Origin of the sequence: Lysinibacillus sp. NPDC093216, from assembly GCF_050280325.1 — a bacterium.
Lineage (GTDB): Bacteria > Bacillota > Bacilli > Bacillales_A > Planococcaceae > Lysinibacillus.
Genome location: NZ_JBNNVB010000041.1, coordinates 1 through 23879 on the forward strand (window position 1 = coordinate 1; position 23879 = coordinate 23879).

The 23879-nt window shown below is 37.1% G+C and carries 20 protein-coding genes; 7 read left to right on the plus strand and 13 right to left on the minus strand.

Annotated elements, in window-relative coordinates; genetic code table 11:
• Window positions 1-318: 318 nt before the first annotated feature.
• Entirely contained in the window at window positions 319-1008 is a 690-nt protein-coding gene (locus tag ACQKOG_RS25490; protein WP_370083140.1) for a Pr6Pr family membrane protein, read from the plus strand.
• Window positions 1009-1431: 423 nt separating this feature from the next.
• Here ACQKOG_RS25490 and ACQKOG_RS25495 read toward each other — a convergent pair whose 3' ends face one another.
• The 4 genes from ACQKOG_RS25495 to ACQKOG_RS25510 all read right to left on the minus strand — a co-directional run bounded on the left by ACQKOG_RS25495 (window position 1432) and on the right by ACQKOG_RS25510 (window position 5277).
• Window positions 1432-1785, minus strand: coding sequence for a two pore domain potassium channel family protein (locus ACQKOG_RS25495; protein ID WP_427448482.1), 354 nt, complete (start codon window positions 1783-1785; stop codon window positions 1432-1434).
• A 252-nt stretch (window positions 1786-2037) separates the two neighbouring features.
• A complete protein-coding gene (locus tag ACQKOG_RS25500) occupies window positions 2038-3660 on the minus strand; it encodes an S-layer homology domain-containing protein (RefSeq protein ID WP_427448483.1) in 1623 nt (540 codons plus the stop codon).
• A gap of 210 nt (window positions 3661-3870) precedes the next feature.
• Window positions 3871-5037 carry an endonuclease Q family protein gene (locus ACQKOG_RS25505; protein WP_427448492.1) on the minus strand — a complete coding sequence of 389 codons (1167 nt, stop codon included), beginning with the start codon at window positions 5035-5037 and terminating at the stop codon, window positions 3871-3873.
• Window positions 5038-5106: 69 nt separating this feature from the next.
• Complete coding sequence (locus ACQKOG_RS25510; RefSeq protein WP_427448484.1) at window positions 5107-5277, minus strand: hypothetical protein; 171 nt, start codon at window positions 5275-5277, stop codon at window positions 5107-5109.
• 148 nt (window positions 5278-5425) lie between these two features.
• Between ACQKOG_RS25510 and ACQKOG_RS25515 the strand changes: the two genes are divergently transcribed.
• From ACQKOG_RS25515 to ACQKOG_RS25530, 4 genes are all read left to right on the plus strand, one after another.
• Window positions 5426-6004, plus strand: coding sequence for a TetR family transcriptional regulator (locus ACQKOG_RS25515; RefSeq protein ID WP_370083147.1), 579 nt, complete (start codon window positions 5426-5428; stop codon window positions 6002-6004).
• Between the two features lie 65 nt (window positions 6005-6069).
• Entirely contained in the window at window positions 6070-6423 is a 354-nt protein-coding gene (locus ACQKOG_RS25520; protein ID WP_370083149.1) for a DMT family transporter, read from the plus strand.
• Entirely contained in the window at window positions 6423-6737 is a 315-nt protein-coding gene (locus ACQKOG_RS25525) for a DMT family transporter (protein WP_370083151.1), read from the plus strand. Before ACQKOG_RS25520 ends, ACQKOG_RS25525 begins: the two co-directional genes overlap by 1 nt.
• A 377-nt stretch (window positions 6738-7114) precedes the next feature.
• The gene (locus tag ACQKOG_RS25530) at window positions 7115-7711 is read left to right on the plus strand and encodes a biotin transporter BioY (protein WP_427448485.1); all 597 of its coding nucleotides are present in this window, start codon (window positions 7115-7117) and stop codon (window positions 7709-7711) included.
• A gap of 162 nt (window positions 7712-7873) precedes the next feature.
• Here ACQKOG_RS25530 and ACQKOG_RS25535 read toward each other — a convergent pair whose 3' ends face one another.
• From ACQKOG_RS25535 to ACQKOG_RS25560, 6 genes are all read right to left on the minus strand, one after another.
• A complete protein-coding gene (locus ACQKOG_RS25535) occupies window positions 7874-8416 on the minus strand; it encodes an NADPH-dependent FMN reductase (protein ID WP_427448486.1) in 543 nt (180 codons plus the stop codon).
• A gap of 62 nt (window positions 8417-8478) precedes the next feature.
• Window positions 8479-9096 (minus strand): nitroreductase family protein, encoded by a 618-nt coding sequence (locus ACQKOG_RS25540; RefSeq protein ID WP_370083157.1) that lies wholly within the window; start codon window positions 9094-9096, stop codon window positions 8479-8481.
• A gap of 64 nt (window positions 9097-9160) precedes the next feature.
• Window positions 9161-10138, minus strand: a complete 978-nt coding sequence (locus tag ACQKOG_RS25545) for a ring-cleaving dioxygenase (RefSeq protein WP_402874773.1) — start codon at window positions 10136-10138, stop codon at window positions 9161-9163.
• A 50-nt stretch (window positions 10139-10188) separates the two neighbouring features.
• Window positions 10189-10623, minus strand: a complete 435-nt coding sequence (locus tag ACQKOG_RS25550; RefSeq protein WP_370083161.1) for a MarR family winged helix-turn-helix transcriptional regulator — start codon at window positions 10621-10623, stop codon at window positions 10189-10191.
• 152 nt (window positions 10624-10775) lie between these two features.
• Window positions 10776-13010: a YcdB/YcdC domain-containing protein gene (locus ACQKOG_RS25555; RefSeq protein WP_427448487.1), complete on the minus strand. Its 2235-nt coding sequence runs from the start codon at window positions 13008-13010 to the stop codon at window positions 10776-10778.
• Window positions 13011-13251: 241 nt separating this feature from the next.
• Complete coding sequence (locus ACQKOG_RS25560; protein ID WP_415733231.1) at window positions 13252-14424, minus strand: glycosyl hydrolase family 18 protein; 1173 nt, start codon at window positions 14422-14424, stop codon at window positions 13252-13254.
• A gap of 712 nt (window positions 14425-15136) precedes the next feature.
• Between ACQKOG_RS25560 and ACQKOG_RS25565 the strand changes: the two genes are divergently transcribed.
• Both ACQKOG_RS25565 and ACQKOG_RS25570 read left to right on the plus strand, forming a co-directional pair.
• Complete coding sequence (locus tag ACQKOG_RS25565) at window positions 15137-15556, plus strand: hypothetical protein (RefSeq protein WP_415733225.1); 420 nt, start codon at window positions 15137-15139, stop codon at window positions 15554-15556.
• Window positions 15557-15567: 11 nt separating this feature from the next.
• The gene (locus ACQKOG_RS25570) at window positions 15568-20661 is read left to right on the plus strand and encodes a DUF4132 domain-containing protein (RefSeq protein ID WP_427448488.1); all 5094 of its coding nucleotides are present in this window, start codon (window positions 15568-15570) and stop codon (window positions 20659-20661) included.
• Between the two features lie 627 nt (window positions 20662-21288).
• Here ACQKOG_RS25570 and ACQKOG_RS25575 read toward each other — a convergent pair.
• From ACQKOG_RS25575 to ACQKOG_RS25585, 3 genes are all read right to left on the minus strand, one after another.
• Window positions 21289-22020, minus strand: coding sequence for a hypothetical protein (locus ACQKOG_RS25575; protein WP_427448489.1), 732 nt, complete (start codon window positions 22018-22020; stop codon window positions 21289-21291).
• Window positions 22013-23350, minus strand: coding sequence for an AAA family ATPase (locus tag ACQKOG_RS25580; protein ID WP_370083173.1), 1338 nt, complete (start codon window positions 23348-23350; stop codon window positions 22013-22015). Before ACQKOG_RS25580 ends, ACQKOG_RS25575 begins: the two co-directional genes overlap by 8 nt.
• Before the next feature lie 228 nt (window positions 23351-23578).
• Window positions 23579-23879 (minus strand): hypothetical protein (locus tag ACQKOG_RS25585; protein WP_427448490.1); only part of this gene is annotated, 301 nt, incomplete at its 5' end.

Below are 23879 nucleotides of genomic sequence, written 5' to 3' on the forward strand. Positions count from 1 at the left end.
TACACAGGACATGGCAACACCATCTGTGGAGAGCTTTGTAACGCTTCTCTTAAGTACATAAGAACCCCACTGCTTTAGCTGTGGGAGTAGTCAGACTTTAACATGCGTCATATTTTGGAGTTTTAAGGTCATTACAGATCAAGGGGAAGACCTATTAAGTGACGCTAGGCCTTATATCATTAAAGCTGAATAGTAACAATCAATCTAAAATTACAAATAAATCCGAAGAAAGGTAAATATTTGACATTTTTTTCGCTAAAATGCTATAATTTAAAAATTTAAGATGAAATGATATTAATATAGATTAGGAGGAATCGTATGATACGTAATAGAGTTATAGCATTATTATTTAGAATAGGTAGCCTTCTTTTTGTATTATATGGTTTATTATCACGTATGGGCATCCTATCGGGCAATATGAATTTTAAGACAATTATGTACTATACTATCCAAAGCAATTTTTTAGCACTGATCTTGTTTAGTATACTTACTATACGTACAGTTAAGGGATTGATAAATGATGGTAAGACGGGAAGTGCTGGCTATTTTCCACGCTTTGAAATGGTATGTGTAATTGATTTACTTTTAACACTTATCGTTTATTGGGTGCTTCTTGCTCCTACTACCTTTACAATGGGTGGAAGTTTTTATCTTTGGAAATTTGATAATCTTGCAGTACATTTGATTACACCTATTCTTTGCCTTGTAGATTATTTTCTATTTACAGAATCTAATCATTTAAAATACCGAGATGTATATTATGTTTTGATATACCCGCTCTCATATGTGGCATTTGCTACTATCACAGGTCTAATGGGATATGTGTACAATATATCGTCAATTGATGGGAAACCAGTACATTATGCTTACTTTTTCTTTGACTATGACAGGGTAGGAGCAAAATCCCTTGTCTACATCGGTGGCCTTATATTATTTTTCTTGGTACTTAGCCATATTATGTATTTGTTTGACAAGAAAGTTTATAAACCTTTAGTTGTAAGCAAATAATGTTATCCATAGCAATGATCTTTTGGTTGGTTATTATGTTTTTATAGTCATTACATCATAACTATAAAAAAGGGTCATTGCTTTTTTATTGGTTTTTTTCACATCTAGTGTGGGTGAACTTAATTCCGACGAATAGAAGTTACATTGCTGATTTTACACGTCGTAAAATTCCAACGGCTTATTAGTTTTCAGAAGAGGGTTTTGTCCCACCCTCTTTTTATTTTTTAAGACGTTTTTTTGCTTGTTCTTTCTTTTCTTCCTCAATTGTAAAATCGACTATTGATCGGCCGAGCATTAATAGCGTAATAAACATGACGCCTGTCCCAATAAATCAATTATGCCTCGGCATAATTGTGTCCGGAATCGGCTTTGTGCTTGTACAAAGAACTCCTTTCCGATTTCCGTGACATCCGCCGGAGGCTTTTAACTTCTTTCAGCGGTTGATTGTACACCCACTGAGAAGTAACTTAAACCCGCATTCGTTTCACCAACAATTGAGGTGGGAGACTTGCTGAAAGAAGTTAAATAAATCATCGTAAATATCTTTGAAAAATCACTAGTAGGATACAGTCCCGTCTCAACGCCTGTGGGAATTAAACTCACTACTGCAAAATACATGGCATCAAGCCAATACCAGCCTTCCGTTCCTTTATAAAACATTGTCCCTGAAAGAATGATAAAAAATAATGTTGTAAACAAAGATAGAAATTGTGGACGCTTGAATGACTTCCACATGCCTACTAACAATCTTTTCGCAGATAAAATAAATAACAGCATCGCATTCTCCTGTCGCTTCGCTTTCGCGCAGAGCAAAGCTTCCTGGGAGCGTCCAATGAGCCGCTTATCCCCGAGGAGTCGCCCAGCCTTCACTCCAATCAACTTATACACTTGGTATATATTTTAATAATTGCCATCTCCAACTTTTGATGTGAGCCCCTAACTTGTACTAGATATTCATCGCAATAAAAATAACATATATAAACGTCAAAAGGTAGAGGTTTCAATTTACTATCCCTACCTTAAATTATTTTACTTCTTTAATAGATTTTTAAAATTTATAAATATTTTCGCTGCATGACTACGCTTTGTTGGAGCCTCTGGTAAATACTTTCCTTCACTACCTATAATAATACCTTGTTCATACAACATCGTTATTGCATGTTTTGTTTCTTCATTGTAAGAGGCAATATCTGAGAATGGTGCTTTTCCTTTCACAGCATAAGGTTGCTTTTGTTGATGTTCATAAGCACGATTAATCATTAATGCTAATTGAGCGCGAGTAACTGGCTGTCCTGGATTAAAATTACCATCCGTTCCCTTAATTAGCCCATACGCATAAGCTGCTGCAATTTCTGACTGGGTTCCAACATCATAGCTTGCGATGTCTGAAAATGGTGCCTGTTCCTTCGTCGTTAAACCCAGGCTTCTAACAAGCATCGTAGCAGCCTGTGCACGAGTAACATTTTGCTCAGGTCTAAACGTACCATCTGCATAACCTTTCATAATACCTTCTTCAGCGGCCTTCAGAATATACTCCTTTGCCCAATGATTTTCTATATCGGTAAAGCTTAAAGTTCTCTTTGTAGTAAAAGTAACTGATGGACTTTGAACACTTTCATTACCAGCTGCATCAACCGCTTTAACAGCTACCGTGTATGCTGTATTCTCTGTTAAATTATCCAAGGTTATCGCCGTTGTCTCAGCATTTTGTGTAAATGTTAGTTTTCCATTTACATATACGTTGTAACTAGTGACACCTATATTATCTCTCGCTTCCTGCCAGCTTATTTTTACAGTTGTACGATCTTTCATATTTGTTTGAATAAACTTTGATACATCCCATAAAGAACTTGCTTTAATCGCTGGTAAAAATGCCTCGTTCGCTACTGCTAAATAGCCAGCTTCACTTAAATGGATATTTTCAGGATTTGGTAAATAGCTTGGAATATCTTTTGCTACAATATCGTATGTCGGTACAAAAACGGCACCCGCTTTTTCAGCAGTTGTTTTTATCGTCGCATTCATAACCTTTAATAGCATTTTAAATTGTGTCTGTAAATCCTCACTATAGTACGGAAATGAATTATAATAACCCATTACATAAACTTGAGCATTCGGATTAAGCTTCTTCACTTCTTCTAAAATAGTAGCAATATTTTTTATTGCCTCTTGGGAAGCTTTTAACATCGCTGCTGCATTAATGCCAGTTGTCTGAGACTCTTTTAAAATAGGTATTATATCATTGGCGCCAGCGGTAAGAGTAATAATCTCAGCCTCTTTAATAGATGTGTGAAGCTTTACCTTCTCACTTTGATAACCGAATCCTACCACTGGCTTTTCCACATTATTTTGTATATCTTCTAATATATTTTTCGTTGTATAGCCTGAATATGCAAATCCTTTATTATAAGAAGCGATGAAACCATCTTGCTGTAAAGCTTGTGCAACAAAATCTGTGTAACCTAATCCGATGATACCAACGTCATTCATACCATGTGCTAAGGAATCTCCCAGTGCTACATAATCCGCTTGAACTACCCAACTTGGCGCTATGTAGTCTCTTTGTTCCTCAGCATTTACACTTATCGGTACTACTAACTGTAATGCCAGAACGCTAGCCGCTAAAAACCGAAATTTCTTTGATAATTGCATACACCCACTCCTCCAATTTTCACTAATTACTATTTTAATATAAATAGGATAAAAATGGGTTAAATAAGGCAAATTGAGATTTTTATCATAACGTATGGTTGATTTCCGTTCCGACTGGGCGCTTTCCTGGGAGCGTCCAGTCATCAAATTACTACCTACGTTTTAACAAATGTCATCCACAACTTTTGATGATGAGCTAAAAATCGTGTTTTACTCTAGTTGAACTTTCCCATAAATACCGCCACCACCAACTTCAATTGCCAATTGCCCTGTTCTTGCTAAATCGATCATCTTGGCAATTTTGTGCGGCACGATTTGTTCGAGTTGTTCTAGCGTAACTCGATGCAAGATGTTCATCTCTGTACCAAATGCTTGTACTAATCGTTCCATCATTTTTGGCCCTAATCCTGGAATAAAGTCTAGTGGTACTTGGTGAATATATGGTGGTCGTGCACGTTTATCTGTAACTTGCTCTGAAAGTTCCTTAATGCGTGTTGCAACTCCTTTAATAATTTGCGTACTTTCACAGTTTGTACAGATTGTTGCCGAATTGCTAAGCTGCTCACCACATTTCGCGCAGACAGTCTCGTGGTATTTACCAAGTAAAGGATTTAAGCCATAATTGGCTGTTACTACTCGATCTTGCTGTTCATGAAGCGCCATCTTTAATTCTGTAAAATTTGCATGAGATAGTCTTAATTTTTGATACTCACGTGCAATTTTTCCAAGTGAATGAGCATCAGAGTTGCTGACAAATGTATATGCTTGCAGCTCTTTAATGTTACTCACCATTTCAGTATCGGAGCTCAAACCAAGCTCTATCGCATCTATAAGCTGAGGGTCAAATACTTCCGTTAAACTATGATGTACGCCTTTACCGAACAAACTTTTAAATGGGGTAAAAACATGAGCAGGAATAAAAAGTCCACCTAATTCATGAACCTTTTGCTGTAATGTTCGACCATCACAATAAATTCGCTGAGAGCTTAAATGAATATTTTTCATATGATTAGACATCCAATTTGAAAATTCCCTCATAAGCAGAAGTGTTGGAAAATAGGCCAGGACATGGATCGGTCCAAGGCAATGATGATCATAAATCTCCATTTCAGTACCTGGAATAAGTGTTGTATCTTGAAAACGAAGCCCTCCCTGTTCTAGCTCCTTCAGTTCTCCTTGTTCTATCATCTCTGCCATTTCATCCATTACTTCTGGTGAATGGCAATCAATAATCCCGATAATATCTAGTCCCTTTCTTGCACTTGAAGTCTCTAAAATTTTTGCTAACGTTAACGTTTTACTGCCAGTAATTTTAACAGCACGCCCACTTAAAGTACGTCCAATATGAATATGTAAATCTGCATAGAAATCTTGCATCATTGTCTCCCTCCTATTTTTAGATGACATAAAAAAGCCTCACATTGCTGCAAGGCATTTTATTCTTAATTATGATGGATGATTGCTGTTAGTACTATTGTTTGATTCGAAAGCACCTGAGCCCTGTCCTGGCATTGTCGAAGAATCATAGGCCACTAATGTCACTCCCATGTTCTTTTCTAGCTCATTAAGTTTTTCAAGCTGTTGTTGATTTAATTGTGCAATCTTTATCTCTTCCATTTTCATCAATCCTTTCACGAATAAAGTTCCCCAAATAAAAAACATATATACACAGAAAAACAATGACTGATTGTCAGTCATTATTCTTTGACTTTGTTTCAGCTATTTTGTAACATATTAAATAAGTAGGACAAAAGCGAGGGATTTCATGTCAAAAGAAGAGAAAATAATTCATGCTGCAATTGAAGTTTTCCGTGAAAAAGGAATTGAGAAGACAAAGGTTTCAGACATCGTAAAAGCTGCAGGTATCGCGCAAGGGACATTTTATCTTTATTTCCCATCACGTCTTTCAGTTATGCCAGCCATTGCAAAGGTTATGGTTGAGAAAATTATTGCTGCTATTAACGATGGGATTTCAAAACAGGAGCCTTTTGCAAAGCAACTAGAAAAAGTAGTAGATATTGTTTTTTCTCTAACAGAGGAATATCGAGATGTATTTGCACTTATCTATGCCGGTATTACACAAACTGAGCATATGAAAGAATGGGAAAATATATATGCTCCCTATTACGAATGGATGAATCATTTCTTAGCTGAAGCTCAACAACAAGGAACGATACGCGCTTCTCTAAATACTACTCGTTCTTCTAAACTTATAATCGGTTTAGTAGAATCTGCCGCTGAACAAATTTATTTGTATGACGACAGTGAAGAAGAAACAATTAGACTTCAAAAGCTTGAGCTCCTCGACTTTTTACATCATGCACTCGATTTACGTCACGCATAAGTGACGTTCTCTTTTAAGTTGAAAATGACTGAACGTCAGTCATAGTGATAGAAAGGAATTTAACTATGCAAAAAGATTGGATTTATGTTGGATTAACTAGTTTGTTTGAATTGTTTTGGATATTCGGTTTTAATGTTGCCGATTCCTGGTGGCATTGGGCTATTATTGTGTCCCTAATTGCATTGGATTTCCACTTCTTATCGAAGGCTTGCGAAAACCTACCTACAGGAACGGTTTACGCAACTTTTGCTGGGGTCGGTACAATTGGTACTACATTAATGGACATTTTTATTTTTGACGGTGAGTTTAATGCTATTAAAGGAATTTTCATGTTTATTTTAGTACTGGGTGTTATTGGTCTTAATTTAGCTGATAACCCTTCAAAAGATCATGTTGAAGAGAAAGGAGCTAATGCATAATGGGTTGGATACTTGTTTTATTAGCTGCAATTTCAGAAATTGTCGGTGTTGTTGGTTTACGCTATTATAGTCAGGAAAAAAACATACGAAATTTATTAATATATCTAGGCGGCTTTGGGATGTCCTTTGTACTATTATATGCATCCTTTAACTATTTACAGTTAAGCATCGCCTATGTCGTTTGGGTTGGTATTGGTACAGTTGGTGCTGTTCTCGTGAATATTATATTCTTTGGTGAATCTAAAAACCTGACTCGAATTATTAGTATCATCGCCATTATCATTGGTGTGGCAGGATTAAAAGCAGTATCTTAATTTATTCTATTTTAATTCAAAGTATTGTGAGTGAGTGAGTGAGTGAGTGCTAAAGCCTAGTATGACTTTTTGGCAAAGTGAGAGGTTGATCTCCGTTCCGACTGGGCGCTTTCCAGAGGGCGAAATCACCATAGAACAACTCCTCGTTTACAGTTCGAGACAGCCTCGGCTTTGCATCGACTTCTCTTTTAAGTGTCACATTGTACAAAAAGTCGTACCATCACCATTCGTTTCTATCATATATTTTAATCGGTAGTCTATAAATAACAATTAAGCAGGATAAATATTTTGTGTTAACTATTATTTTTAACGGGTTGACACAAAATGTTTATTTTTTTACACTATTATTATCAACATTACTTTTTAGGGGTGAAATAATGACAACAATTCCAGTACACACGCATCACAAATTAAGAACAGTCGATCTTGCATACATTGGACTATTTTCAACATTGCTGATGATAGGAGCTAATATCACGTCTATAGTACCTTTCATGATGATTGGTGGCGTACCTATAACATTGCAAACCTTTTTTGCTATTTTAGCAGGACTTATTCTTGGTAGTAGAAAAGGGGCACTCGCTTGTACTGTTTATATGTGCATAGGTTTAGCAGGTGCACCTGTATTTGCTCGTTTCTACGGAGGATTTGGTCAAATTATAAGCCCTACTTTTGGTTTCATTGTTTCTTACATATTAGCTGCATTTGTCGCGGGGCTTATTGTAGAACGTAGTGGAACGAAGAAAAGCTATGTAGTTGCTGCATTAGTTGCAACAGCTATTAATTACTTACTAGGAACGAATTGGATGTACTTTGCCTACAAGTTATGGGCTAGTGCTCCTGATGCTTTCACTTATAAGTTAGCATGGCTTTGGATGATGCCTCCTTTGCCAAAGGATATTATTTTAGCTATATTTGCAGGTATATTTGCATACCGCCTTCAAAAAGTGTTAAAAATAATTCCGATTAAATAAAAGCTTATCACCATAGGGGTTGATTTCCGTCCAGACTGGGCGCTTTCTCATGGGCGTCCGATGAGCCGATTCTCATGTGCTCCATTAACCGCTAGCTTAAACCCAATAAACCCAAAAATACCCCATAAGTATATTGTTATACTTATGGGGCATTTTTTATTTTTAAACGTATTTTTTCATCCAGTTTAAGAAGTTAGCAATAACTACATCAAGGAATTTGATAGTACCTTCATCTGTTAAATTGCCTTCTGTATCAAATTTAGAGTGTACTGCTCCAATATAAACATCATTACCACTAAGTAATGGTGAATTTACTCCAGGTGAAAATAAAATATCTCTCAAATGTAATTGTGCCTTAACGGTACCTAAGTTACCCATTGATGCCCCCATCATGAATGATGGCTTGCCAATCATTACTTTATCAACACGAGATAACCAATCGATAGCGTTAACCATAACACCTGGCACTGTACCATTATATTCTGGCGTTAACCATAATACTGCATCTGCCGCTTTTACTTTTGCTTTAAAATCTAATACTGTTTGCGGTGCTTCATTTTCGATATCTTGATTATACATTGGTAAATCGTTCAAACTTAATATTTCAAGATCAATTTTCTCTGCATAACGCTTTTGAACAAATTTCGCTAATTGCATATTATAAGATTCTTTACGGATACTACCTACGATTGCTACTACTTTCACGTTGTTTCCTCCTAAATGTGCATTCATTTTATTATTTGTTAACAGTTTTATTTTATACTGCCCTAATAATAGGTTGCAAATTCTTCAACTGGTTTACGATAACCACGTAAACGGCGACTATCTTCTTTTTCCTTACCTATAGTAATCATTAGTGCAATTTCATATGTTTCTGGAACATTAAAAAGAGCTCTCATTTGTTGTTGATCAAAGCCGATCATTGGACATGTATCCCATCCACGATTTTTGGCTGCCAGCATAAATAACATAGCTGAAAGTGAAGCGTTACGAATGGCTTCCTCCTTCATAAATTCCTCGCCACGTTCTTCATAAAATTTTGCGTTTTCATTAACGATATTTTCTAATTCACATGCATTAATAATGCCTAAGTCTACCATCCCTTGATTAAGGTTAGCAGTATTTTTATAGGCTTCTTTATCTCCTAAAACAAGGATAACCGCTGAGGCTGAGTGCACTTTATATTGCCCGTATGCTGCTTCTCTTACTTTTTCTTTTTTTTCTTCATCTAATACGACGATATAATCGGCATGTTGTAAATTAAAGGCGGATGGAGCTAGCTTAACATCCTCCAAAATGGGACGTATATCTTCTTCGCTCATCTTGATGCCCTCTATAAAGTTATTTGCTGATCGGCGCTTATCTATTAGCTTTGCAAATTCCATCTACTAACCCCCAAGAGTATGTAATTTCCAATCAGTAGTCTGATTGGAATAAAAAGTATTACTCCTATTCTTTATCGAACGTAATCGTACTTCTTACAGTGTCAATTGGACGGACAAGTTCTTCAATTTGTGCACGTTTTGGCTCTAAAAATGGTGGCAACGACAATTTTTCACCTAAAGTTTCATAAGGCTCATCACCCATAAATCCTGGGCCATCAGTAGCTAGCTCAAATAAAATTTGTGGTGCTACTCGTGCATAAAGTGATTCAAAGAAGTGACGATTTACGTAACCTGAAGTATGGAAGCCAAAGCTTTCAAATCGTTCAGTCCATTCATTTAGTACAGCTCGATCCTCTACGCGGAATGCAGCATGATGTACTGTACCGAAGCCTTGACGAGCGACTGGTAAAACTGTGTTAAGTTCTACAACGATTTGTGCACCGTTCCCACCTTCACCAACTTCAAACAGATGGAAATCCCCTTCTTCAGCAATTTCTGTAAAGAGCATCACTTTTTCTAGCATCTCTTTGAAATATTTAAAATTAGCAACTCTTACAAAAACCGGACCTAAGCCTGTAATTGCATATTCAAGAGGAATCGGTCCATCTTGCCATGGAGTGCCTGATGCAACACCTGTATTGTTTTCATCAGAAATAAGTTGATATTGCTGATCGTCAAAATCAATGAAAGATAAAGTTTTCTTTCCAAATTGCTCTTTAATACCTGAATGTTTAACGTTTAATCGATCGAAACGTTTTACCCAATAATCCAATGCCGCATCTGTTGGCACGCGGAATGAAGTTTTGGAAATTTCATTTGTTCCATGCACACCTTTTGGAATGTTTGGAAAATCAAAAAATGTCATATCGGTGCCAGCGCTACCTTTATCATCTGCAAAAAATAAATGATATGTTTGAATATCATCCTGATTAACCGTTTTTTTCACTAATCGCATCCCTAACACATAAGTAAAAAATTTATAATTCTCTTCCGCACTACTTGTAATAGCGGTAACGTGGTGAATTCCTTTTAAATGATTCATTTTATGTTCCTCCTATTTATCTCGATTTCGAGATATATACGTAAAATTTTTTATTTATTAACTGCGTTCAAACCAACCTTTTTCAGAGACAGAGTCATTGTGTCCATCTCCTGTTGATCTAATACTTCAAAAATCTCGTTAATTTTTTGTTCATGCTTCGGAAATATTTCTTCCATCAACGTTTGCCCTTCATATGTTAATAAAACATACGTGACACGACGATCCTTCGGGCAAGCACGTCGATACACAAAACCTTTTTGTTCGAGCTTATCAATTACATACGTAATGCTACTACTTGCGATTAAAATTCTCTTTCCAATCACTTGGATTGGTTGCTCACCATGATGATATAAAAACTCAAGTACCGAAAATTCCGTTTGATTTAAATCGTATTGAAGTAAATCTCTCTTTGTTGCATCTTGAATCGTTTGATATGCTCGGAACAAGACCGTAAAAGCTTTTAAATTACGATTGTCTTCCTTCATACGACTCCCTCTTTCTATTTACTTCGAATTCATTTATCTTTAATTCGAGATAATAGTAACATATAAGCTACTAATCAGCAACCTTTTTACTGTAATCACAAAAAAGGCATCCCCAAAAATTAGAGGATGCCTTTTCACGTATAAATTATCGATTAATAATAGTAATGACGACCGCTGCTGTTTTGTTCAAAGGCAGCCTTTGCTAGACGAACTGTAGATACAGCCAAATCCGCATATGTCACTTTCTCAGTAGCATTGAATTTATTTTGCTGTCCATCAATTAGTCCCATTGCACTCGCTAAAGCAACATAACCTGCGTACGCTGGGTCAATTGAGCTTGCATCAGTAAAGTTTAATTTGTAAATGTCACTATGCTTAGCAGCACTCTCTAAATTTAATACACGAACTAACCATTCGGCAAGCTCTTGACGAGTCAATGCTGTATCTACAGCAAATTGATCCGCCGGTTGTAAAATGCCCATTCTTACTGCTTGTTCAACGATTCCGTATAATGGATGCTTTTTGTCAATATTATCGAAGGATTGCTTATCGTTATCTCTTCCATACGGACCGAAATCATATCCGTATGATAATGATTTAACTAAAATTTTCAAAGCTTCTCCCTTTGTTACGGCTGTATCAGCATTAAAGTTAGCTGGGTCTTTAACCTCTAACACGTTTTGGCGTAATAAATAAGTTAATTCTCCTCCAGCTGTTGGATGTGAAATGGCTGGTTTTTCTTTAGAATCATCAACTTTTAGAAGCCATTCACCAGTTGTTGCATCAAGAATATTGAACAAGCTTCCATTATAAACCGGAGAGTATACTAAATCATAGTGGTGATTATCCTCGCCATCCTGTTTTGCATACTGTAGCTCCAATTTTAGCCCCTCATTGAACATTGCTTTTGCTTTATCAGCAGGAATAGCTTTGTTTACAGACGGCCAATCATCAATCTTACGATTACTAACATGTAAAGCACTTAATTTCCCATCTCCACTGATCCCAACGGAAATTTCATCCCCTACTACGGCAATGCCATTGACAATACGTGGGAAAGAGAAGTAATACTGTTTGCTGTCTTTATCATATACTGCATCTTCTATTGGTTTTGAATAGTTATGAATATATGACGGAACCCACTCTTTTAAATAGTCTATTGCTTTTGTTAATGCAGCATCTTTTGAAATTGGTTCTACTTTATCATCTGTCTGCATGAATTCTCTACTTGTATCCCAGAAGTTTGTAATCTCACCTGTTGCCTTGTTCACTTCAAGTGAACTGCCTGTGCCGTAATTACCGAGATCATACATATAATTCACATCATAAATTGTTTCGCCATTTTCGTTTTCTCTTTCATTAACCGAATGAATTTGTAGCTTTGCTTTGTCTGAATCAACTTTTAAAATAGACTTAGCTAACTCTTCAACTTCTGCTAATGTAATACCATTTTTTTTAGGTGCAAGTGGTTGCGATACAAGTTTTTCTACACCTTTTGCCTTCGGTACTTGAGAAGTGAAACCATTCATTGTTTTCCACTGCCCATTTATTGCATGTACACCATTAAAGCTTGTTGGTGGCATATACGCAAGCTTAGCAATACCTTCGCCTGTTTGGTAGTTATAGTCAACTATATAACGTAAATCAACTGATAGATTTTCGCGAACCTGTGCAAGGATGTCTGACTCATTCTTTTTCTGATCTAAGTTATCAAATGTTGCCTTGCTAGTTGGCTCAGTATAACGATACATACTTGTAACTTCACCATTTGCTAGAACTGTAATATTGATAAACTCATTACTAAGTGACACACCATTGTGTGTAGGCGAGTACATGAATGAATACGAAATTGGTTCGGATAAAGGTCTACTAAAACTAAAACCAAAGTCGCTATATCTATTGTCTTCACGAAGCTTGTAATTCGCAGTGCTCGGCAATTTCTTTAGGAAGTCTTGAGCAACTTTCTTTGCTTCACCCTCTGAATACTTCACTGGGTACAATGCTTCCGCTATATTGACAGGCTGATAGTAGAAGTTTTCTAATTCCAAATCTTCGCCTTTAAAAGTAAAATCACCAGAAACGTCTTTGCCATTGATTGTCTTATTAAAGTTCAATTCATAGCGTATCGTTTTGTCATCATTATAGTAATGCGCTTCCCCCATTGAGAAATCTTTCTCTGTTACAAAATTGAACTTGTCTGGGAATATTGTATTCAATTGCTTAATAAGCATACTTTTTGTTACTTTTGTTTCTGTTGAAGAAACTTGAATTGCAACTCTCTCTTGTGGTTCTTTTACATTAGCCGAAGCTTGTGCCATTGGTGAAAGTACACTAACAGAAAATGCAGTAGACGTTAGTATGATACCTAACTTTTTAAATTTTCCCAAAATATCCCTCCTGGATTATTATTTACCATAATTATAGTATAGATTACCATAAATAGATATGACATTTTCAGATTATTTATGTTTATTAGAAAATAGAATAGACATAGAGCTATCTTATCTTCATTTAACATATCTTTTCTGTGCGAAAGCGAAGCGACAGCAACATATCTTTTCTGCGCGAAAGCGAAGCGTCAGCGGCAATTACGCTAAGGCGAAATTATTTGATTGCTCCCTAAGATTCTTATTTCTTTACTACATCAAAATTTGCCCCAATTAATAACCAATTTTGAGGGAATGGTAGACCCAACTTCCAATAGCCTACTCCTCGGAGTCTGTACCGTTTGATTAAATCGAACTTCGCTTGAATGGATCTGGCGTCTTCGAACCACACCACATGTGCTTTACCTTGCTCATCATAATATTCAAAGAACGGTGCTTGAGATCTTAAATCAAACTGAATAGCAGCATTATATTTCTTAGCAATCTCGATTGCTCTTTGTGGACTAACCGCTTCTGCATTAGGACCCCCCTGTACAAAAGGCAATGTCCAGTTATACCCATACAAATTCTGTCCAAGTATAATTTTGTTCCGAGGTATCTCACTTACTGCATATTTAACAACCGCTTCTACCTCTGGAAGTGGCGATACTGCCATAGGTGGCCCTGCAGAATAGCCCCATTCATAAGTCATTAACATAACAAAATCCACTATTTCTCCATGTGCTTTATAATCATGCCCCTCCGTCCACGGACCTCGCTCACTAGCACTTGTTTTCGGAGCTAGCGCTGTCGATACGGTATATCCCTGAGGATGGAATCGACTCACCGCTCTCCTTAAAAAGTTGTTATACGCCTGTCGTTGATCGCCTGGCAAATTTTCAAAATCAAAATGAATATCTTTAACGGTTCCTAAACGCTTTGCTTCTTCAAGAATATTATTAAAGAGCAAATCCTGTACTGCTGTACTTTGAAAAATATCTCTCGCTAAATCACCGCTAAAACTAAAATTCTCCAAATTTGAGACAACCATTGCTAGAGAAGCACCTGTATCATTTGCAATTTGCGCTACACCTTGACTCGGTGGTACCTTAAGCGTTCCATCTCGCCTTGCCTCATAGCTAAATAAAGCTAGATAAGTTAAAAATGGACCCGCTTCTCTTGCTTGACTTAGTAATGCCTCACTAACGAATGTCCCTCTCGGCTCTAAATATGCCAATGTTTCAGCTCTTGTTTTTGGTTGAGGTGGAATATAAAGTCGCATACCAATCGATAACGGTTGACTCGGACTAATATTGTTCACCTGAGCAAGTGTTAAATAATTAATGCCAAAGCGTTGGCCGATTGAATATAGACTATCTCCTGACTGCACATAATAGAAATTTCCGACAATCGGTATTACAAGAGCTTGCCCTATAACTAATCGGTTTGGTTCAGGAATTTGATTGGCATCTACAATATTTTGAACTGTTGTCCCATATGCCTGCGCAATTCCCCATAAGGACTCCCCTGCCCGTACAACATGTATTTGAATGTCAGTGCCTCCTTCTAGCTTGATAAAATCACACCTGTAAAGCTTATGAATTAGGAAATGAAAAGATGTCAGTGCTCAATAAGAATAGATTCCCTAAAACACAAAAGGATTCGCCGCTTATTCTAGCGAATGAACCTTCTTTGATTTTCTTATAATATTTATGACACGTTCGACAAAGGTTTATAAATAATAAAATAGATGCTTTATTTTCTTCCTTCTATGTATATCCACTGCTGTATTTCTTGCAATTGATAAGATCCAAATTTTCACTTTATCTTTATCCTTTCAATTGTCTAACTTCTTCATCGCTTAAAAAAACATTTCTTGCGTAATATTCTCTGCCTCTTGTTTGCAATTTGTATAATACAGCGCAAAATGATACACATCACGATAATAGAAATCGTACAAATGTTCTATTTTTGAAATATCATGATGCAAAACTTCACCCCACTTTCTACACTCCCTAATAAGTCGTCGCAACAAATTATTTGTTACCCTTTTCCCAATTTTTCTTTTACACAACTAGCGTAAAACGCCTCATTCTTTTCACCGTTTACTCTCTTGTATAATGAAATTACTGTAAGGAGGTGTTAGGTTGCGTTTATTTTACCAACAAAAAATGATCGGCAAAAAATCGCGTAAACTTCAAAAGATCCCATTCACTATTGAAGAGCCTGTCCATACTTTAAAAGATTTACTTAAGCAACTCGTCACACAAGAGGTTCATAATTATAACGAAAAGACGGTGGATAATCCGCTTCATATTTATATAACTGATCAGCAGTTAGAGGATGCAGCGCTGCATGGCAAAGTACATTTTGGTGAGAAAAAAAATGCCTCTACGCAGTCTGTTGATCAAGCAATATCCACAGTTCTTCAAGCCTTTGAAGACGAACTTTTTTTAGTATTACAGAACGAAGAACAATTAAATTCACTTAATGAACCTTTAGCAATACGAGAAGATGATGTTTTTACGTTTATTAAACTGACAATGCTAGCAGGACGAATTTGGTAAGGAGGATTTCCATGACACTATCAAACGATCAAAAAAACCAATTCCAAAGTAAAATAGATACTGCACCAAAAGCCATTCAACCAATGGCTACAGCATTACTTCAATATATGGATGATCGTGATTTTTCCATTAAACAGCAAATTGCTGATTTGGAGATCACGACACTTGAGGAGCTATTTACAGGAACCCTTTTCGATGTACTAACACTATTTTCATCGCAAGAACGTGCTCAAACTATTAAGAAATTGATATTACGTTACGATACAACAATGTTTCAGACTGACATTATGCGTAGGTCATTTCGATCTACACATTCCGTACAGGACCACCTTTTTCAATGCTTACAATTAATTGTAGAAATGCTGACATTTGAAGAAATGAATCTACAGGAATTATTGATGAATCAAAATCAATATGAGCATGGTTCATACCCTAATTACAGCTGCTTTGTGGTTAAAAATGAAAATATGAAGGTAATGCCTTTTAATGTTTTTGAACAAATGCTTGCTGAAGAACTGTCATTAGAAAATCCTGCTATGGAAGAAGCCGTTGAACATATATTATTTGACGAGCATCAAGGCAGTTTTTTTGGATATCCACTAATAAGAGGGATTTTCAAATCAACAAATACTCGCCTACATGAGGCACTCGGTAAACTATTAGTTGCTGCTGCACGTCAAGAGGGACTACGCCAAGCCATTGTTGAAAATATTGATCATGGCACATTAGAGGCACAGCTTACCATTATGAAGCTTATTCAGGAGCATCAGCTAACTCGTTTCTCCTCAGTTATTCGCGCAGTCGATACTTGGATGGGGCTTGGCTATAATAGCTTTGAAAATCAAAAAGTAACAGAGGAAGTATTGTCATTAGCGATTCGAGCAATTGAAGACGATTATTTCACACTAGAGCTATTAAAAAGTGAACGAACGATTGATATTTACGTAGCACTATGGACAATTTCAACGAAGGATTATTCGAAGCTCGATACTATTTTGCCAGAGTTGTTACAACGCGAAAAGCATATCCAGTTGACAACGCTCGCATTTTTGAAAAATCTAGGGAAAGTTTCCTTCACTGCTCCGTTTGTTAAGGGTCTCATTTTAACAACAAAGGATATTGAGCTATTTACATTTGCTTGGGGGAATTTCCTAAACGCAAATAACTATATTAATAGTGAATATGCTTGGGCTAACGATTGGATTACAGATATACAAAAGTTCTTGCAGGAAAATACCCAACTGCAAGGCATTGAATACCTTCTATTTGAACAGCTTGAATGGGCAAAGGGTGAACTTACGAAAGATGGTATTACGATTGCAGGAAAACCTTTATCATTCGTCTATGCACACTTGTCATTAGAAGATTTAATTTCCACACAAATAATTTTGGCCAATCATTTACAAGATGAAGAGCTATTTCAACGTATTATTTCGAATGCAGATTCTTACTCTCCTACAAGTAGAATCGGCCTTCTTAATATTTATTGTCTTGATATTACTACGCAAGGAAAACGTGATTTTCTATTTAGCGCTTTACGAGATCGAAGCTCCATTAATCGTTCCCTTGCATTGAAAAAGATACAATCACTAACACTTACAGACGATGAAATTTTAAAAATTGAGGACCTTTTAGCGAATAAATCAGGTTCACTTCGAAAGGAAGCTATTTCCCTCTTAAAGCTACAGCCGCAGGAGAAAATATTGCAAAGCGCTGAGCGACTTATTCAGGACAAGAAGCAGTTGAAGCGACTTGGAGGGCTAGAATTGTTGTTAGAGGCCTCTAAAGAATATCACCTAACTAGCGAGGAAATAACAGCATTATGCGACCAGCTTCCAAAAATAACAAAAACTGAGCAAGTGTTGTTAGATCAATTGTTAACTAGTGATGTACCAGAATATAACGAGGACAATGGCTTTGGTTTATATACGCCACACCCTCCTATTCAATATGACAGCATTTCAAAAACAGATATAAAGATGAATGGCATGGAAGCATGGCAGCAACTAGTTCCTTTATATTTACAAGAAACAATGCCACTAGAAAAATTCTTTGATTATGATATAGAGAAGCTTATATTAAAGCTCGAGCAGCTCATTCAACTATTAGATGCTAATGCCCAATATGAGTATGAGACATATCAATATCAATGGGATGATACGCCAATCACAACAACATTAGGACAAACATTTAATGTCGTTGCATCAAAAGCAGAAAATAATCGAAACGCAAGTCTTGATGTATATCCGATACCAGATGACATTCTCCAGTGGATAAAGACGTCCAAATTCAGTGTAGAGGATTTAGCCTATTTTAACTTTTATAACAATCTATCTGAACATCCTGCAGCACATGAACTGAGCGAAGCAGCACAAACCTTAATCACTCCATTCTTTAATTATGTAGAAATAAAAGGTCTCGTTACTAAGTTCCAAGCATTAAAATATCAGCGAACAATGAAACAAATTTTCACTGTCCTTACTCTTGATTTAAATAATATTGTTGGAGAGCAGGAGCTTCATAAAAAGGCTGTCACATTACTTGAAGAGCATTCGCCAGAATTTAACGCTTTTGAGCAAGCAATCGGTATTATGCTTCAGCTGTTAACACAAATACCTGCTGAGCAGTGGAAGTTAGAGGTACGAGATAAGGACTATTTTTATCGCTCTACTTCATCATTAGTAGATTTAGATGTTATTGATACCTTTGTTGATCGATGTTTCTTAGCCTATAAGACTTACGGTGAATTTGTCAAAATGCTGGCCATCAATGAAGAGTTATCAAGGAGGATGCAGAAAGAGCAATATAGCCCGAGTATTTACTCTCTAAAATTATACCAATATTTAGATGCTTTTAATGTAGGTTTATTCACTCAGGATCATTTATTTGAAGCCATCTTTACAGATACGCTAGCGTCTGAGATGTTGGTTGCTCCAAACAAATTAATAGAACATTATAAAGAGTCATTTGAAGACTTATCGAAATTCTTTGCTGTTCGTGAGCAGGCCATTGATCGAATTTTAGAAATAGAGCTTATGCGCGGTGATATTCCTACAGCAGTAACAGAGCTCACTAGAAGCATTTCCTATTTCGAGGGTATTGATTATTTCTTAAAAATTTTACAAGCACTTGATGGTGAAAAGCTTGCTCGCGGCTATATTTGGCAGGCTGAAACGAAGAAGGATGTTTTCTCTCGTCTCCTTGCAAGCTGCTATCCTAAAAAAGATGAAAATGCACAGCAATTAAAAAATGCATGGAAAAAAACAGATATTTCAAAAGAGCGCCTAATTGAAGCAATGATGTATAACCAGCATTGGATAGACCTTGTTAGTGAAGTAATTGGCTGGGAAGGATTAAAAGAATCAGCTTGGTACTTTATCGCCCATACAACCGACTATTTATCGGATTTTGCTAAAGATCAGATTGCCCTTTTCTCAAATATTACTGCTGACGATTTCCGTGATGGTGCCTTTGATTTAGCTTGGTTCCAAAGTGCCTATCAAACACTAGGTGCTAAACAATTCAAACTCGTCTATGATGCAGCAAAATACGCATCGGAGGGAGCTAACCACCGTCGGGCACAGCTTTATGCAGATACAGCTATAGGTAAGCTTAGCCCAAAACCGTTAATGGAAGAAATTCGTGATAAACGTAATAAAGATAAATTACGTGCACTCGGTCTGATTCCATTGAAAAATTCGGATCAAAAGGATGCACTAACTCGCTATCAATTTATCCAGCAATTTGTAAAGGACAGCAAACAGTTTGGAGCACAGCGTCGTGCGAGCGAAGCACGTGCAGCTAGCATTGCGCTTGAAAATTTAGCGCGAAATGCAGGAGATGGCGAAACAACACGCTTCACATGGCGTATGGAGCTATCAGCCTTTACCGATATAAAACATTTATTCCATACACAACAGATTGAACATATTACTGCACATTTACAAATTGAAGAAGATGCAAATGTTACGATTATCGTTGAAAAAGACGGGAAACGACTAAAAAATATTCCTGCTGCTCTGAAAAAGCAAGAGCAAGTTTTAGCGTTACAACAGGCGCGAAAAGAATTGCTAGAGCAATATAAACGAGCACGCCCCGCACTTGAACAGGCGATGGAGCTTGAAACTAAATTCTCTGCCGAAGAGCTGATCAATTTATTAGAGCATCCGATTTTAGCACCGCTTCTTCAAAAACTCGTCTTTAAAAATGAAGGGCATTTCGGATTGCTAACTGAGGATGGACTTAAGCTACTATCAGATGAAATAGTTTCACTTACTCCGACAGCAACATTAACGATTGCCCATCCGTATCACCTACTTGAAAGCGGTCAATGGCGACAATGGCAAACTTCTATGTTTGAACAAAAAATCAAACAGCCATTTAAGCAAATTTTCCGCGAGCTGTATGTAATGAATGCGGATGAAAAATGGCAAAAAAGATCATTGCGCTATGCGGGACATCAAGTCAATCCGTCTCAAACGGTTGCACTTCTAAAAACACGAGGATGGCAAATTAGTCATGATGAAGGACCACGAAAAGTATATTACAAGGAAAACATCGTTGCCTCCTTGTATGCGCAAGCAGATTGGTTTACGCCAGCAGATATCGAAGCACCAGCAATTGAGGGCGTCTATTTCTACAATCGTTTAACAGGTAAAGACATAGCATTAGATGACATTCCTGCAACGATATTCTCTGAAGTGATGCGGGATATTGACCTCGTTGTAAGTGTTGCACATGTTGGTGGTGTCGATCCAGAAGCAAGCCATTCTACAATTGATATGCGTAGTGTCATTGTGGAGGAATTAGCGAAGTTATTAAAGCTAACGAATGTTGAAGTAAAAAAACAACATGCACTTATTGAAGGCAAACTCGCAAGCTATTCATTGCACTTAGGTAGTGGTGTTGTTCATCAAGTGGGTGGATCAATGATTCCAATACTCGCCGTACCATCTCAGCACCGTGGACGCATTTTCTTACCAATGGTGGATGACGACCCACGCACAGCCGAAATTATGTCAAAACTTTTACTGCTAAGTGAAGATACAAAAATTAAAGATCCTGCTATTCTAGGACATATCCGTAGCTATGAACAAACGCGCTAAAGAAATTTGTGCATAAACGAAAACGGTCGCTAGTTGATTTCCCTCCCCAGTTGTTAAATTCCAATGCCCTCCGTTTTGGAGGGCATTTATAGTGTTGAAAACAAAATGGTCAGAGAGTTCTTTGTGAATGTTGTGGTTCTTTAAATAAAGGTGATTTCCGTCCCAGGCTACTCGCACATTTGTTGTTGCTAGCACTACGCTTTTGCACAGAATTGTTGCTGAAGTTCCCTATAAATTAGAGTGACATGCTAAGTGAAGTGGTTGATTGGAGTGGAGACTGGGCGACTCCTTGGGGATCAGCAATAAAGGAACGAAGGCTAAAACCATCATGTCCTGTGATAACGCCTTCGTGACCAACATCGGTGCTGCTGACGCTACGTTAGCACTACGCTTTCGCGCAAAAAACATCTGTTGGCCCGAGACCCTGGAGCGAGCATCGCGAGTGAAGCGGCTCATCGGACGCCCCCAGGAAGCTTTGCCCTGTGCGAAAGCGAAGCGTCAGCGACAAAGCGCCCAGTCGGAACGGAAATCAACCCCTCGTTTTGCCGAAGAGCTATACTATGACACCTTAATCTCATCGAAATGATAGTCACCATCTATGCCCTCCACTGAACATCGGAGGGAATTTTATTGTACATCTGATTTAATCATTTCAAATAATAACGGTACATTCGTTCCGCGCTGTAATGAATTACAGCCCTCCATTAAAAATGACCAGCTCATTTTCATTTTTTCTTTATACGTAAGCTCTGGGTTAACTGGGACATATTCTTTTAAAAATTCTTCTATGGAGCTCGATAATCTTTCCATAAATTCATCAGCCTTTTGCACCTTTTCCGTCGCTACTTCATTACGTTCATTCCATAGTACATGCTCTAAGTTTGTAGAAAAATAGAATAGCTGATACGGTATTCTTAATCGATGAATGCTAAAATGATCATTTGCCATAAGGATTTTAGCATTATTCGCCTTCATTTCATTTCGTTGTTCGATTTGCTCCTTACGCTTCTCTGATTTCACTAATATTGCATCTTCTGTATAGAATAAATTTTGCTCAATATCTTCCTTCACCTTGACAAATTCAGGGGCAATGAAACAACCGTCTGCATCAGTAATATGAACGACAGCGGTTAAATCCTTCGCTAAAAACTTATACTTCTCCAAATAGTTCTGAATCACTCGTGTAACACTATTTTTAATATTAGGTATCCGTTTATTAGCATCCCATTTCGTTAAAATATCCTCCCGTTGTACATCGAAGCGAATCGTTGAATTTGCAAAATGTTCATCTAGAAAATCCTCTAAAACAATTTGCTCTGTATGCCCTTCTACAATGATTAAAAGAACTTTTTTAGTCATGCTGGACACCCGCTTTTCTAAAGGCACGCTTAATTTTAAATGTCTTCGTTTCCTTATAAACATCTTCATCCTGCCCGCCCAACTGAATTGCACGTAAATAAACATCTCGAGCATTATTTACCTCTTTAATACCCTTTAGCTGTATATAACGACGATCTTCATTCGTTGTCGTAAACCATAAGTTTTTAATAGCTAGCACCTCTAACACACGTAAATTATGAGACGTAAAAATAAGTTGACCTTTTCCGCCCTCATCAATCACTGTTAACAACTCGCCTAACAAATATTCAAAAACACCCGAATCTAATTCATCTATTACTATACAAGCATTTGGGTTATTATAAACTGCAATGAGCACACTAAGTACAGAAATAATTTTCAAAATTCCTTCTGACTCTGTCCGTAACGGTAATTCGCGATCCCCTCGTTGCGATAAAAATTCAAAACGAATTCCTTTTTCTCCATTATCCATAGTTTGTTTTGTAAGTACATTAATCTTTATAGACAGACCTGGAATAATCGCTGATAATACTTGATTACTTTGCTCTATTACTTCACATAACACGTAAAATGCGTCCTCTTGCAATAACGCTGGCCCCTTCAAATTGTAAGGGATAGAACCACGAGTTTTTTCGAGATGGATGCTAAAAGGCATACTACGCTCTTCAAATAATGGTGCGATATTTTGATTATTAACGACATGTAAATCCTGATTAAAATCTATTGCTAAATTATGAAGCAATTGCATTTCTAGCTCTGACAACCTGTCTTGTAATAACGGCTTTATATCTTTGTGAAAGACAAAGGACATATATTGTTTTTTAGCTAATTGATGAGTGACTAGTAATTGGATACGCGTTTTTTCATTCATATCAGAAAGATTTGCTTTACGTAGTTGTATGTCTTCCTCTGTAACATTAATTAAAATCTTTGAACGCTTCCCTTTCTCGTTTTCTCTGTAAGCTACACGTTCAACCGTTGTGTACAGTCTGTTTTCATCTTCTTGTAACTCTACATAATAATTAAGAAAAAATGTGCCAAATTGATTTTCTACTAGAAACTCGAACTCAATACTTGCTGTATCCTCCCCTGCCATAATTAATTTCTTTTCCTGAGATGGTAATTTAATTTCAGCGATCCAGCCGGAGATAAGTGCCTTTAACAAGCCAAAGGCATCAACAATAGTTGTTTTTCCAGAACCGTTCTGTCCGTATAAGCCTACAACATTTGACTTAAGAAACGTCTCAAAATTTACCGCTAACATAATTTCACCATGACGTACATTTCGTAAATTTTGTACTTTTATTTTCTTGATTTTTATAATGGTCATTTATTTAAACATCCTTTAATGATATTTTCTTCTATTATAATTAAATTTGATATTTTTTATAACATTTTATATTTTAATGAATTATACCCTTATCAATCATTCGTCTAGTTTAGTGCCTATGACAATCCTAATAGTAGGCATATGTTAGAAAAGAAAAAACGAAGAAAGGTGTGTTTCATTGGTCAATCCTGGATTTAATCCCGAAGATCTTGATGTTAACATTCCGTTTCACCCTACCATGCCTTCTGGTAGCCCATATCCATCTTTAAACCCATCACCATATCCGACACGACCTTCGCAGCCATATCCACCGCGTCCTCCGCAACCACGTCCGCCACAACCATATCCACCACGTCCTCCGCAGCCATATCCGCCACAACCATATCCACCACGTCCTCCGCAGCCATATCCGCCACAACCATATCCACCGCGTCCTCCGCAGCCATATCCGCCACAACCATATCCACCGCGTCCTCCGCAGCCATATCCACCACAACCATATCCACCACGTCCTCCGCAGCCATATCCG